The sequence below is a fragment of the Streptomyces sp. R-07 genome, from assembly GCF_049913175.1.
In the GTDB taxonomy this organism is placed as follows: domain Bacteria; phylum Actinomycetota; class Actinomycetes; order Streptomycetales; family Streptomycetaceae; genus Streptomyces.
Genome location: NZ_CP183978.1, coordinates 3022290 through 3036361, shown reverse-complemented (window position 1 = coordinate 3036361; position 14072 = coordinate 3022290). Strand labels below are relative to the sequence as shown.

Genomic DNA, 14072 nt, shown 5'->3' with positions numbered 1-14072 from the left:
CGGGCCGCCGCGGCCCTGAGCCGGCACGCCCCGCGCCCCCCGTTGTGGGCGCGCCCGCCCGCCGCGCCGGCACCCGTTGCGGGCCGCCGCGGCCCTGAGCCGGCACGCCCCGCCGCCCCCGTTGTGGGCAGTTGTTCCGCTGGGGCGGAACGGGTGGGCACAACGGACGGCGCCCCGTGCCGGGCCTAGGCTTCCGCGCCCTGACCCGCACCCGGTGCGCGGCGTCCTCGTGGTGCGGGCAGGTACAGGGGGCGGAGGCGCCCGCAAGGGCGCCGTCCCGTGTGCCCACCCGTCCCGCCCCAGCGGGACGATTGCCCACACGGGCGGGGGGCGGGGCCACCGCCCAGCAGACGCCCGCCCGCACCACGCGCAGACCCGCGCCCGCACCACGCGCGGACGCGCGACCCGCACGCCGGCCCGGGGCGCGACCCCCACGACGGCCACAGCCGCACCCGCCCGCCCGGCTACGCTCATAGCCATGGCCGGCCGCTTCGCACCCAAACCCACCCGCACCACGGTCCGTGGCGGTCACATCCCCCTGTCCGCCACCCCAGACGCCCCGCTGGACCTCGGCCTCACCCTCGGCCCCCTCCGCCGCGGCCCCGCCGATCCGACCTTCCGGGCGGCCCCGGACGGCTCGGTCTGGCGGGCCAGCCGCACCCCGGACGGCCCCGGCACGATCCGTATCACCGCCACGGCCGCGGAGGCGTGGGGCCCGGGAGCCTCCTGGCTCCTGGACCGCCTCCCGGCGCTTCTCGGCGCGGAGGACGACCCGACGGCCTTCGTCCCCCGTCACAAGCTGCTCCTGGCGACCCACCGCCGCCGCCCGGGCCTGCGTCTCACCCGTACCGGCCTGGTCCTGGAGTCGCTGATCCCGTCGGTCCTGGAGCAGAAGGTCACGACGAACGAGGCCTACGGCTCGTGGCGGACGCTCGTACGGAAGTACGGCGAGCCGGCCCCGGGCCCGGCGCCGGACGGCATGTACGTGATGCCGGACGCGCACGCGTGGACGCGGATCCCGTCCTGGGAGTGGCACCGGGCGAACGTCGACGGCAAACGCTCGGCGACGATCGTCCGCGCGGCGCGGGTGGCGGCCCGCCTGGAGGAGGCCGCGCTCATGGACCCGCCGGCGGCCCGCAAGCGCCTGGAGCTGATCCCTGGCGTCGGCCCGTGGACGAGCGCCGAGACGATCCAGCGCAGCAACGGCGCCCCGGACGAGGTCACCACCGGCGACCTGCACCTGCCCGGCATCGTCGGCTGGGCGCTGGCGGGCGACCGTACGACCGACGACGAGGCGATGCTGGAGCTGCTGGCCCCGTACGCGGGACAACGCCACCGCGCGGCCCGCCTGATCCTCCTCAGCGGCCGCGTCCCACCCCGCAGGGCACCCCGGATGACGCCGAACGACATCAGGGCCCTCTGAAAGTCACCGCACCTCGACGAACTCCGAAGCCGTCCGCGCGGCCCGTTCCCTCGGCGGAGCCGCCGGGTGGCCGATCGCCACCGCGCCCATCGGGTCCCACGTCTCCGGAAGCCCGAGGGCCTCCCGTACGACGTCCCGGCAGAACATCGTCGAGGACACCCACGCCGAGCCGAGCCGCTCACCGGCCAGCGCCACCAGGAAGTTCTGCACGCCGGCGCCCGTCGCCACCACGAACATCTCGCGCTCGGCGGCGTCCCGGCGCGGGTCGCCGTAGTGGTGGGAGCCGTCCATGACGAGGCAGGGCACGGCCAGGTAGGGCGCGTTGCGCAGGACGTCGCCGCGCCGGACCCGCCGGGCGACGGACTCCTCGGACTTACCGTCCCGCCGCAGGTCCGCGATCCACGCGTCCCGCATCGCGTCGAGCAGCCGCGTCCGCGACTCCGCCGACTCCAGGAGCACGAACCGCCACGGTGTGGTGTGGTGCGGCGCCGGGGCCGTCACGGCCGCGGCGACCGCGCGCCGGACCGCCCCCGGGTCGACCGGCTCGGCGGTGAACTCCCGTACGGTCCGCCGCAGCGTCACCGCCTCCCGTACGGCCTCCGAGGTCCCCAGCCGGAACATGTCGTCGGCGGCGCCGCGCACGAGCGCCCGCGCGCCCTCCTCGGCGTCGCCGCCCACCACATGGGGCAGTCCGCGGACGACGGCGACGGGAAGCCCGGCCGCCTTGCCCTTCACCAGGTCGCCGGCGGCGGCGAGTTCGTCGGCGGTGGCGACGACGGTCGCGCTCAGCGGATTGCCGTGCGCGTCGGTCCCGCCGCGCAGGTCGTCGAGGACCCGCACCCCGGCCGCACCGATCGCGACGTCGGTGAGCCCGGTGCGCCAGGGCCGCCCGAAGGTGTCCGTGACGACGACGCCCACGTCGACGCCGAGGGCGTCCCGCAGACCCGAACGGATGTGCCGCGCCGAGGCGTCGGGGTCCTCGGGCAGCAACAGGACCGTCCCGGAGGGGGTGTTGGAGGCGTCGACCCCGGCGGCGGCCATGACGAGCCCCTGCCGGTTCTCGACGATCCGCAGCGGGCCGCGCCGCGCCACCACCCGTACCGTCTCGGCGTCGATGGCCTCCTCGCGGTCGTCGGCCGCGATCACCCGCCCCTCGGCCTTGCTGACGATCTTGGAGGTGACGAGCAGGACGTCCCCGTCGGCGAGTTCCGGCGACACGGAGGCGATCAGCTTGGCCAGGTCGTCGCCGGCCGCCACCTCGGGCAGCCCGGGCAGCGCCCAGACGCGGTACGCGGGGGGTATGGCCGTCACCCCCGCACCTCCTCGGCCAGCGCCAGCGCCTCGCGCGCCATCGCGGCCGTCGCGTCCACGTCGGTCATCATCAGCGGCACCGCCCGGCAGGCGATGCCCGCCGCCTCGACCTCGGCGACCGCGCCCGCGTCCACGGTGTCCACGAGCCAGCCGCCGACGAGTTCGGCGCCGTAGTGCAGGGCCACCGCCGCCGCCGTGGACTCCACGCCCACCGCCGCGAGCACCTTGTCGGCCATGCCGCGCACGGGCGCGTCGCCGACGATGGGGGAGAGGCCAACGACCGGCGCCCCGGCCGCGACGACCGCCTCACGGATCCCGGGCACGGCCAGGATCGTCCCGACGCTCACCACGGGGTTGGACGGCGGGAAGAGGATGACGTCCGCCTCGGCGATCGCCTCCAGGACGCCCGGCGCGGGCTTCGCGGCCTCCGCGCCGACGGGCACGACGGCCTTCGCGTCGACGGAGGCGCGCAGCTTCACCCAGTACTCCTGGAAGTGCACCGCGCGCTGCTCGCCGTCCACCTCGATCGCCACGTGCGTCTCGACGCGGTCGTCGGACATGGGGAGGAGACGCACGCCGGGCTGCCAGCGGGCGCACAGCGCCTCGGTGACGGCGCTCAGCGGGTAGCCCGCGCCGAGCATCTGCGTACGGACGATGTGGGTGGCGAAGTCCCGGTCGCCGAGGCCGAACCACTCGGGTCCGACCCCGTACGCCGCGAGCTCCTCCTTGACGGTGAAGGACTCGTCCGTACGTCCCCAGCCCTGCTCCTCGTTGATGCCACCGCCGAGGGTGTACATCACCGTGTCCAGGTCGGGGCAGACCTTCAGCCCGAAGAGATGGATGTCGTCACCGGTGTTGCCGATGACCGTGATCTCCGCGTCCGGCGCGGCCTGCTTGAGGCCGCGAAGGAAACGGGCACCACCGATGCCGCCGGCCAGAACCACAATGCGCATGCCAGCAGTTTGTCAGGCGGGGAGCACCTCGGGGGCGGCCGGGGCGCACTGGGCCTGGAGCGACTCGTGCATCGACTCGTGCATCGGCATCTCGGTCAGGCCGGGGAAGTACACGTGCAGGCTGACGGCCGGTTCGAGGGAGTCGTTGACGACCTCGTGGACGTACCCGGGGGCGAACACGCGCTGGGCGCCGCCGTCGAGGGTCCGTACGCCTCGGTCCGTGCGCTCCGTGAGCTCGCCCTGCAGGACGGTCAGCACGCCGGAGGAGAGGCCGTGGTCGTGCAGCCCGCTGCCCTGTCCGGGCACCCAGGAGAGCAGCCAGACCTCGTAGCCGGGTCCGGTGCGCAGGCGGTGGTACCAGCGGGTGGTGGCGTCGTACTCGACGTACGGGGCCCACTGGGAGCGGTCGTCGGCGATGGAGCGCGCGAGGCCGGCGAACTCGGCCACGGTCTGGGGGTGGGCGCGCTCGGGCTGGAGGAGGTGCGGGACCTCGAGGATGTCGCCGGCGATCTGAAGGTCGCTGTCCATGTTCATGGGATGGGGAGGTTCCTCAGCAGAAACAGAAGCGGTGGGGGGTCACGAAAGAGAGGTGACACGGGTGACGCAGGGTGACGCTGGGAGAAGGAGCTGGAGCTCTACGGCATCAACAGCTGGGACAGCAACAGCAACAGCGCGCCTGGACAGCGCGGCGGAACCCACGGCTGTGGGTCGCGGAGGGCGCTGTGGTCGCTGGCATGCCACCAAAGGTGGCCGGAGGGGCACCCGACTGTCAACTCAATGCCCGATTTGGGGGCAATGTTTCACCTCATCCGGTTACAGTGCCCGGAGAAAGGTTTGTTCAGGCGCGGACCAGGAGAGATGGCGCTTCGACCGCGCCTTTAAACATGGGTGGGCGTGATCGGACTGTGATCCAGATCGCTTCCTCGGTCGGATCGCAACAAGATCCAAGTCCTGGACGTCCTCCCTTGTGGAGGTGGCGCGGGGTGGTCAAGCCGGTGGCATGTGTCACGGTTTTTGGTGATTTGAACACTTTCCGCATACGCTTGGTTCCGCAGAGTGAATACGGGGCCCAATAGCAGATCTCGGCTTGACTCGCACAGAGCACGAACTTGTAATTTCACTCGTGTCGTTCGGCCGGGTTCGCCCCGGCAACATCACGGGGACGCACAGAACAGACGAGGGGCGCACATGACCGAGTTGTTCCAGGAACTGCTGGTCGAGGACGCGGACGAGGAACTCGGCTGGCAGGAGCGCGCGCTGTGCGCCCAGACCGATCCCGAGTCCTTCTTCCCCGAGAAGGGCGGCTCGACCCGCGAGGCCAAGAAGGTCTGCCTCGCCTGCGAGGTCCGCTCCGAGTGCCTCGAATACGCCCTGCAGAACGACGAACGGTTCGGCATCTGGGGCGGCCTCTCCGAGCGCGAGCGACGCCGCCTGAAGAAGGCCGCCGTCTGAACCGCGCGAAGCCCGCCCGGCCCCGCGCGCCACGGCGCGCACACCAGGACATGACGAACGGTCCGCCCCCTGTGCACCATCCACAGGCGGCGGACCGTTCTGCGTGTCCGGTACGCGGTGTCCCTTACGAAGGCGTCCCGCACGGTCTGTCCACAGGGCGGCGGACCGCTCCGCGTGCAGCCGTTAGTGTGGGCCTCCGTCCGAGACGCTCCCCACGCCCCCCGCGGGCGACCCCGGCCGGAGGGCCCGTAGCTCGATGTCCTCAACTCCTGAGTTTCCGCGACACGTCGTCACCGCCGTGCTCGTCACCCACGACGGCGCCCGCTGGCTGCCCGACGCACTCGCCGGGCTGCTCGCCCAGGAGCGCCCCGTGCAGAACGTGGTGGCGGCCGACACCGGCAGCGCCGACGACTCGGCGCAGCTCGTCGCCGACGCCATCGGCGCCGACCGCGTCCTGCACCTCGCGCGCCGCACCGGCTTCGGCGCCGCCGTCGAGGAGGCCGCGCGCACCGCGCCCCTGCTCGGACCCGAGGACCTGCCCTACCTGAAGCGCCCCAGCGGCTGGGACCCCGTCAGCCGCAGCTGGAACGACGAGGCGTACGACCTCCCCGAACTCCCGCACGGCGAACCGGTCCAGTGGCTCTGGCTCCTCCACGACGACTGCGCCCCCGAGCCCGGCGCCCTCGCCGAACTCCTGCGCGTCGCCGACTCCGACACGGAAGCCGCCGTCATCGGCGCCAAGCTGCGCGGCTGGTACGACCGGAAGCAGCTCCTCGAAACCGGCGTCAGCATCGCCCGCAGCGGCCGCCGCTGGACCGGACTCGACCGCCGCGAGCAGGACCAGGGCCAGCACGACCAGGTCCGCTCCGTCCTCTCCGTCTCCACCGCCGGCATGCTGATCCGCCGCGACGTCTTCGAGGAGCTCGGCGGCTTCGACCGGCGCCTGCCCCTCATGCGCGACGACGTCGACCTGTGCTGGCGCGCCCACTCCGCCGGCTTCCACGTCCTCATCGCCCCCGACGCCGTCCTGCGGCACGCCGAGGCCTCCGCCCGCGAGCGCCGCACCGTCGACTGCGCCGGCCGCACCGCCGCCAACCCGCACCGCGTCGACAAGGCCGGCGCCGTCCACACCCTCCTCGCCAACACTCGCGGCCTGGCCCTCCCGTACGTCCTCCTGCGGCTCGTCCTCAGCACCCTGCTCCGCACCCTCGCCTACCTCGTCGGCAAGGCCCCGGGCCAGGCGGTCGACGAGGTCATGGGCCTCCTCGCGACCCTGCTGCGCCCCGAGAAGATCCTCGCCGCCCGCAAGCGCCGCAAGAACCCGGCTGTCCTCAACAGCGAGTTCCGCTCGCTCTTCCCGCCGCCCGGCGCCACGATCCGCGCCACCGTCGAGCAGATCGCCTCCCACTTCGGCGGCGCCGAGGCCGACACCGGCGGCTCCCGCCACGGCGTCGTCGAGTCCGGACCCGGCGGCGACGACGCCGACTACCTGGAGATCGAGCAGTTCGCCCGGCTCAAGAAGATCGCCCGCAAGCCCGGGCCGGTCCTCTTCGCCCTGCTCCTCCTCGTCTCCCTGGTCGCCTGCCGCAACCTCTTCGCCGGCGGCTCCCTGGCCGGCGGCGCCCTGCTGCCCGTCCCCGACACCGTCTCCGGCCTCTGGTCGCGGTACGCCGACGCCTGGCACGCCATCGGCACCGGCGGCACCCAGACCGCCCCGCCCTACCTCGCCGTCCTGGCCGCGCTCTCCGCGCTGTTCCTCGGCTCCACCTCCACCGCGCTGACCCTGCTCCTCGTCTGCTCGGTCCCGCTCGCCGGCTTCACCGCGTACTTCGCCGCCCGCGGCATCGTCGAGTCCCGGCTGCTGCGCGCCTGGGGCGCCATCGCGTACGCCTTCCTGCCCGCCGCCACCGGCGCCCTCGCCGCCGGCCGGCTCGGCACCGCCGTCCTCGCGATCCTGCTCCCGCTGATCGCCCGCGCCGCCGTCGCCGCCCACGGCTTCAACCGTCCCGACCGGGGGAGCTGGCGCGCCACCTGGGCGTACACCTTCCTGCTCACCTCCGCGATGGTGTTCACCCCGGTCGTCTGGCCGCTCGCCGTCCTCCTCGGCCTCGGCGTGCTCGCCGTGCGCCGCTCCGACCTCACCGCGTACGGACTGCGCTTCCTCGCCGCCGTCGGCACCCCGCTGCTCGTCCTCGCCCCCTGGTCGCTCACCCTCCTCACCGACCCCGGCGCCTTCCTGCGCGAGGCCGGTCTCGACGTCCGCACGGGCACGGCCACCGCGCTCGACCTGCTCGGCACGAGCCCGGGCGGCCCCGGCACCACCGGCGGCGTGCTCCTCATCGGCCTCGTCCTCGCCGGCCTGGCCGGACTGCTCCGCGAGGAGCGGCAGCTCGCCGCCCGTACCGCCTGGGCCGCCGCCCTCGCCGGACTCCTCTTCGCCGCCCTCTCCAACGGCGCGGGCGGCACCGGCTGGGCCGGACCCGCCACCCTCGTCTACGGCGCCGCCCTCATCGCCGCCGGCATGATCGGCGCCGAGGGCGGCCGCACCCGCGTCGCCGCCCACGGCTTCGGCTGGCGCCAGCCCGTCGCCGCCCTCATCGCCCTCGCCTGCGCCCTCGGCCCCGCCGTCGCCGCCGTCGGCTGGATGATCGGCGGCGCCGACGGCCCGCTGACCCGGCGCGACCCGGTCCAGGTCCCGGCCTTCGTCGCCGAGGAGAGCGGCACCCGCGACCAGCCCCGCACCCTCGTCCTCGGCGGCAGCGCGCCCGGCGAGGTCGCCTACACCCTGGTCCGCGGCTCCGGTGCCCGCCTCGGCGACGCCGAACTCACCGCGACCGCCGAGGACGACCCCCGCCTCGACGAGGTGGTGGCCCACCTCGTCGCCGGCTCCGGCGCCGACCAGACCCAGGAGCTCAGCGGCTACGCCATCCGGTACGTCCTCGTACGGGACGGAGCACCGCGCCAGATGAGCCGCGTCCTCGACTCCACCCACGGCCTCAGCCGCCTCAGCCAGCTCGACGGCAGCGCGCTCTGGCGCGTCGACCGCGAGATCGCCCGCGTCATGATCGTCCCGCCCGCGGCCAAGACCGGCGCCACCGACAAGACACCGGAGACCGCACGGCCGGTCGCCGTCGCCGCCGGGCCCGTCGAGGCCCACACCGAGGTTCCGGCCGGGCCCGCGGGCCGCGTCCTGCGCCTCGCCGACCGCGCGGCCGAGGGCTGGACCGCCACGCTCGACGGCAAGCAGCTGACCCGGACCACCGTCGACGGTTGGGCCCAGGGCTTCGAGCTCCCCGCCCAGGGCGGCCGACTCGACGTCACGTACGACGAGCCGCTCACCCACACCGCGTGGATCTGGGCCCAGGCCGGCCTCGCCCTCGTCCTGCTCGTCCTCGCCCTGCCCGGCCGGCGCCGCGAGATCGACGACGACCTGCCCGAGGAGGAGCTCGCCATCCCCGCCCAGGCGACCGAGGGCGACGGCCGCCGCGCCCGCCGCCTGCGCGCCGCCGCCGAAGCGGAGGCGGAGACGGAGACGGACGACGCCGAGGCCGTCGGCACCACCGACGCCTTCGACGCCTTCGGGACCGCGAAGGGCGGGCCGGCCCCCGTCCCGCAGCAGCAGTCCTACGAGCCCCGCGACCAGGACCAGGAATGGGACGGCGGCTACGACCCGGCCTACGCCCAGACCCCGGCGCAGCAGACCCAGGACCAGCAGCAGGCCCAGCCGTACGCCGACCAGGGCTACTACCAGGACTACGCGGCCGACCCGTACCAGCAGCAGCCGTACGCGTACCCCCAGCAGGGCTACGAGCAGCAGCCGCAGCCGTACGCCGAGCAGGGCTACGAGCAGCCGCAGCAGTACGACCCGCAGCAGCCCCAGCAGCCGTACGACCCGCAGCAGTACGACCAGTACGGCTACGGCTACGGATACCCCCAGGGCCACGAGACCGAGCAGCGTCCCGACGGGAGCAGCAACCAGTGAAGCGCACGACCCTCTCCCTGATCGCGGGCGCCACGGCCCTCGCCGCCGTCACCGGCTTCGCGGCCCTCACCGCCCCGGACGGCACCGCCGCTCCCGAGGCGAAGGCCACCACCCGCCTGCCGGTGGAGCGCGCCGGCCTCGTCTGCCCGGTCCCCAGCACCTCCGAGGTGGCCGAGACGCTCTACACCTCGTACACCCCGACGGGCACCGGCGCCGCCACGGGCAGCACGGGCAAGACCGAGCAGCCCACGGCGCTGCTGCGGGCCGCGACGAGCGCGACGAGCGCGGGCGGCACCGGCAAGACCGGCAAGAAGCCCACGGCCCCCAAGGCCCCGGCCACCGTCACCGCCCCCGGCAAGCCCGTCACCGCCGAGGCGGACGGCGGCTCCGTACCCGCCCTCACCGGCGCGGCGACCGGCACCCTCGCCCCCGGCTGGACCGTCCAGCAGACCACCGTCGTCCCGGCCGGCGGCGCGCGCGGCCTCCTCGGCCTCGGCTGCGGCGCCCCCGACACCGACTTCTGGTTCCCGGCCGCCTCCACCGCGAAGGACCGCCAGGACTACGTCCACCTCACCAACCCGGACGACACGGCCGCCGTCGCCGACATCGAGCTGTACGGCCCCGAGGGCGTGCTCAAGACCCAGTTCACCGAGGGCATCCCGGTCCCCGCCCACGCCAGCGTCCCGGTGCTCCTCTCCACCCTCACCACCGAGGCCGGCAAGCGGGACATCACCGTCCACGTCACCACCCGCAGCGGACGCGTCGGCGCCGCCGTCGCCGCGGCCGACGACAAGCTCGGCAGCGACTGGATCGCCCCGGCCGCCGACCCGGCGAGCAGCGCCGTGCTCCCCGGCATCCCGGGCGACGCCACCTCGGTACGGCTCGTGGCCTTCGCCCCCGGCGACGACGACGCCGACCTCAAGGTCCAGCTGGTCACGGCGACCGGCACGATCGTCCCGGCCGGCGCCGACTCCCTGCACGTGAAGTCCGGGATGACGACCTCCGTCGACCTGCCCGAACTCACCCGGGGCGCCGTGGGCTCGCTGCTGCTCACCCCGAGCGACCCGAAGAAGCCGACCCCGGTCGTGGCGGCCCTCCAGGTCGTCCGCGGCAAGGGCGATAACACCGAGATCGCGTTCATCCCGGCGACCGCGGCCGTCTCCGCCCGCGCGACGGTCGCCGACAACCGCGCCAAGGCCTCGACGCTCTCCCTGACCGCCCCCGGCGCCGACGCCCAGGTCAAGGTCACCGCCTCGGCCGGCTCCGAGGGGGGTACGCCGGTGTCGAGGACCGTCACCGTCAAGGCGGGCACCACGACCGTCCTGACCGACCTCGTCCCCGAGGGCCTCAAGGGGTCCTACGCGCTGACGGTCGAACCGGTCTCCGGCGGCAAGGTCCACGCGGCCCGGACCCTCGCCCTCCCGGAGGACGGCGTCCCGATGTTCACGGTCCAGACCTTCACAGACGACCGAGGCACGGTAGAGGTCCCGACGGCCCACCAGGACCTGGGCGTACTGGACTGAGGTGCCTCCGTGGGGGCAATCGTCCCGCAGGGGCGATGGGGGTCCCCCTGCTCGAGCGGAGCCGAGAGCTTGGGGGAGGGCGGGAACACGGGACGGCGCCCTCAGCCGGGCCTAGGCTCCCGCGCCTGAACCGGCACTCGGGGCGCGGCGCGCCGTACGGGGTAGTGCCCGCATGAGACGGGCCGTACCAGCAACAGGACAAGACCGAACCCGTACGGGACAAGACCGAGCTCGTACGGGACAAGGCCGAACCCGTACGGGACAAGATCGAACCCGTACGGGACAAGATCGAACCCGTACGGGGCCGGCCCCCCGGCGGCGCCTCAGTCCTGCCCGTACCGAGGATCGACAGACTCGGGCGAGAGCCCGAGGAGCTCGGCGACCTGCTCCACGACGACCTCGTGGACCAGGAGCGCCCGCTCGTCCCGGCTCTTGGAGCGGATCTCGATCGGCCGCCGGTAGACGACCACCCGCGCCGGCTCGTTCTTCTCGGCGGGCAGCGAGCCGCCCAGCGGCACCGTCTCGCCCGACACCGGCGGCGGCACCTCGATGACCATGAAGTCGACGTCCGCGAGCTGCGGCCAGCGCCGTTCGAGGCGCTCCACCGAGTCGAGGACGAGATCGCGGAAGGTGTCGGCCCGGCTCGCGGAGAGCGGCACCTGCGGCGGCGCGACGGGTCCCCGCATCCCGCGGCCGTGCCGGTCGCGGCGGCGGACCCGAGGCTCCGCCGGGGGCTCCGTGGGGCGGTGCGAGGGGCTCGGCGGCACAGGACTGTCCATCACTGACGCAGCGTAACCCTCATCCGTCCCACCGCACCGTGGCGCATCCTCGCCGACTTTCCCGGCGTGCCCGCGGCCCCGCCGCACCCCTTGTCGAAACCTGAACATTCCGGCCGACCTCGCGCCCGATTCGACGGTCCGTCACGATCGGCCATCTGGCCCTGGTTGACCGGTTTTGTATCCCAAGGTGTCCGGATAGCCCCCCGCCCCCACCCCCGTACGCCCCCTCCCTCGCAGGTCAGAGCCGTCACCACCCGAAGGGGGGTGGCGGAGGTCACACCGCGACACGGTGGAGTGACCTGAGGGAGAGTCGTCGCGGCCCGCTCAAGAGTGCGGTACCGTCCAACGTCGTGAGCCCTGTACGTCGCTGTTCGCGCACCGCGTGCGGCCGCCCTGCCGTCGCGACACTGACGTACGTCTATGCCGACTCGACTGCGGTCCTCGGCCCGCTCGCCACCTACGCCGAGCCCCACTGCTACGACCTGTGCGCCGAGCACAGCGAGCGCCTCACCGCCCCGCGCGGCTGGGAGGTGGTGCGGCTCACCGACGGTTCCGCCCCGACCCGCCCCAGCGGCGACGACCTCGAAGCCCTGGCCAACGCGGTACGGGAGGCGGCCCGCCCCCAGGAGCGCGCGGCCGAGGCCGGCGGCAAGGGCGGCGGAGGCCGTGGCGGCGACCCGATGGAGGTCGGGCGCCGCGGACACCTCAGGGTGCTCCGTTCGCCCGACAACTGACGGCAACCGGCCACCGTCCGCGTATACCCGACCCCGCTCCGGGTAGTTTTGGCGTTCCGTGCACACGCCGCACACGTGTGCAGAGAACTCAGGAGGGTGGATCCGTGACTGCCGATCTGTCGCAGATCGTGAAGGCGTACGACATCCGCGGAGTCGTACCCGACCAGTGGGACGAGACGCTCGCGGAACTCTTCGGCGCCGCCTTCGTACGGGTGACGGACGCGGACGCCATCGTCGTCGGCCACGACATGCGCCCCTCCTCGCCAGGCCTCGCGGCCGCCTTCGCGCGCGGCGCGGCCCGCCTCGGCGCCGACGTCACCCTCATCGGTCTCTGCTCCACGGACCAGCTGTACTTCGCCTCCGGCAGCCTCGACCTGCCCGGCGCCATGTTCACGGCCTCCCACAACCCGGCCCAGTACAACGGCATCAAGATGTGCCGCGCCGGCGCCGCCCCCGTCGGCCAGGACACCGGCCTCGCCGACATCCGCGCCCTCGCCGAGGAGTGGACGGAGACGGGCGCCCCCGAGGCGGCGGCGACGCCGGGCACGATCACCGAGCGCGAGACGCTGGCGGACTACGCCGCGTACCTGAAGTCCCTGGTCGACCTCACCGCGATCCGTCCCCTCAAGGTGGTCGTCGACGCGGGCAACGGCATGGGCGGCCACACCGTCCCGACGGTCTTCGAAGGCCTCCCGCTGTCCGTGGTCCCCATGTACTTCGAGCTGGACGGCACCTTCCCGAACCACGAGGCCAACCCGCTCGACCCGAAGAACATCGTCGACCTCCAGGCCCGCGTCCTCGCGGAGGGCGCCGACCTCGGCCTCGCCTTCGACGGCGACGCCGACCGCTGCTTCGTCGTCGACGAGCGCGGCGAGCCGGTCTCCCCGTCCGCGATCACGGCCCTCGTCGCCGCGCGCGAGCTCGCCAAGACTCCCGGCGGAACGATCATCCACAACCTGATCACCTCCTGGTCCGTGCCCGAGGTCGTCCGCGAGCAGGGCGGTGAGCCCGTCCGCACCCGCGTCGGCCACTCCTTCATCAAGGAGGAGATGGCGAAGACCGGCGCGATCTTCGGCGGCGAGCACTCGGCGCACTACTACTTCAAGGAGTTCTGGAACGCGGATACGGGCATGCTCGCCGCGCTCCACGTCCTCGCGGCCCTCGGCGGCCAGGAGGGCACCCTGTCCGACCTGGTCTCCGCCTACGACCGGTACGCCTCCTCGGGCGAGATCAACTCGACGGTCGCGGACCAGGCGGCGAGCACGGCCAAGGTGAGGGCGACGTACGAGGACACGGAGGGCGTCACCTTCGACGAACTCGACGGCCTGACCGTGACCGCGGAGGACTGGTGGTTCAACCTCCGCGCCTCCAACACGGAGCCGCTGCTCCGCCTCAACGTCGAGGCCCGCGACGAGGCCACCATGGCCAAGATCCGCGACGAGGTCCTCGACCTGGTCCGGGCGACGGACTGACCCCGCCGTCCCGCCGGGGAACGGGGGCGTGCCCCGTTCCCCGGCGGTAGGCTGACCTGGCCCGATCCGTCTGTTCGAAGGGACACCCCATGCCGCTCGAAGCCGGCCTCCTGGAGATCCTGGCCTGCCCGGCCTGCCACGCTCCGCTGAACGACCGCACGGCGGACGAGACCCCCGAGCTGATCTGCACGAGCCCCGACTGCGGCCTCGCCTACCCGGTCCGCGACGGCATCCCGGTCCTCCTCACGGACGAGGCCCGCAGGCCGGCGTAACCGGCTCACCGGCCGACGAAGCCGGCGAGAGCCGGGGGGCCCGCTGCCCGGGATGGGCCTCGCCCACCCGCCGTGTGGGCAATCGTCCCGCTGAGCGATGGGGGTCCCCCTGCTCGAGCGGAGCCGAGAGCTTGGGGGAGGGTGGGCACACGGGACGGCGCCTTCTGCGGC

General features: G+C 73.8%; 11 protein-coding genes. 7 read left to right on the top strand and 4 right to left on the bottom strand.

Annotation, left to right across the window (positions count from 1 at the left end; genetic code table 11):
- The first annotated feature begins 478 nt into the window (after positions 1-478).
- Entirely contained in the window at positions 479-1423 is a 945-nt protein-coding gene (locus tag ACN9M0_RS13645; RefSeq protein WP_399702027.1) for a DNA-3-methyladenine glycosylase family protein, read from the top strand.
- A 3-nt stretch (positions 1424-1426) separates the two neighbouring features.
- Here the strand turns inward: ACN9M0_RS13645 and ACN9M0_RS13640 are convergent, their stop codons facing one another.
- From ACN9M0_RS13640 to ACN9M0_RS13630, 3 genes are read right to left on the bottom strand one after another with little or no spacing between them, the layout of a single operon-like run.
- On the bottom strand, positions 1427-2734 hold the full coding sequence (locus ACN9M0_RS13640) for a coenzyme F420-0:L-glutamate ligase (protein WP_399702024.1): 1308 nt from the start codon (positions 2732-2734) through the stop codon (positions 1427-1429).
- Positions 2731-3687: a 2-phospho-L-lactate transferase gene (gene cofD, locus ACN9M0_RS13635; protein ID WP_366042336.1), complete on the bottom strand. Its 957-nt coding sequence runs from the start codon at positions 3685-3687 to the stop codon at positions 2731-2733. Before cofD ends, ACN9M0_RS13640 begins: the two co-directional genes overlap by 4 nt.
- 12 nt (positions 3688-3699) lie before the next feature.
- Entirely contained in the window at positions 3700-4221 is a 522-nt protein-coding gene (locus ACN9M0_RS13630) for a cysteine dioxygenase (RefSeq protein WP_366042337.1), read from the bottom strand.
- Between the two features lie 654 nt (positions 4222-4875).
- Here ACN9M0_RS13630 and ACN9M0_RS13625 point away from each other — a divergent pair.
- The 3 genes from ACN9M0_RS13625 (at position 4876) to ACN9M0_RS13615 (ending at position 10644) form a co-directional block, all read left to right on the top strand.
- On the top strand, positions 4876-5139 hold the full coding sequence (locus ACN9M0_RS13625; protein ID WP_015033978.1) for a WhiB family transcriptional regulator: 264 nt from the start codon (positions 4876-4878) through the stop codon (positions 5137-5139).
- 256 nt (positions 5140-5395) lie between these two features.
- Positions 5396-9121: a glycosyltransferase family 2 protein gene (locus ACN9M0_RS13620; protein WP_426403662.1), complete on the top strand. Its 3726-nt coding sequence runs from the start codon at positions 5396-5398 to the stop codon at positions 9119-9121.
- Complete coding sequence (locus ACN9M0_RS13615; RefSeq protein ID WP_426403661.1) at positions 9118-10644, top strand: DUF5719 family protein; 1527 nt, start codon at positions 9118-9120, stop codon at positions 10642-10644. The genes ACN9M0_RS13620 and ACN9M0_RS13615 overlap by 4 nt, the downstream gene beginning before the upstream one ends.
- 323 nt (positions 10645-10967) lie before the next feature.
- Here the strand turns inward: ACN9M0_RS13615 and ACN9M0_RS13610 are convergent, their stop codons facing one another.
- On the bottom strand, positions 10968-11423 hold the full coding sequence (locus tag ACN9M0_RS13610; protein WP_366042352.1) for a metallopeptidase family protein: 456 nt from the start codon (positions 11421-11423) through the stop codon (positions 10968-10970).
- Positions 11424-11722: 299 nt separating this feature from the next.
- Here ACN9M0_RS13610 and ACN9M0_RS13605 point away from each other — a divergent pair, with 299 nt between their 5' ends.
- The 3 genes from ACN9M0_RS13605 (at position 11723) to ACN9M0_RS13595 (ending at position 13901) form a co-directional block, all read left to right on the top strand.
- Positions 11723-12157, top strand: a complete 435-nt coding sequence (locus tag ACN9M0_RS13605; RefSeq protein ID WP_366042353.1) for a DUF3499 domain-containing protein — start codon at positions 11723-11725, stop codon at positions 12155-12157.
- Between the two features lie 104 nt (positions 12158-12261).
- On the top strand, positions 12262-13629 hold the full coding sequence (locus ACN9M0_RS13600; RefSeq protein ID WP_366042341.1) for a phosphomannomutase/phosphoglucomutase: 1368 nt from the start codon (positions 12262-12264) through the stop codon (positions 13627-13629).
- Between the two features lie 89 nt (positions 13630-13718).
- A complete protein-coding gene (locus tag ACN9M0_RS13595) occupies positions 13719-13901 on the top strand; it encodes a Trm112 family protein (RefSeq protein WP_366042343.1) in 183 nt (60 codons plus the stop codon).
- Positions 13902-14072: the final 171 nt, after the last annotated feature.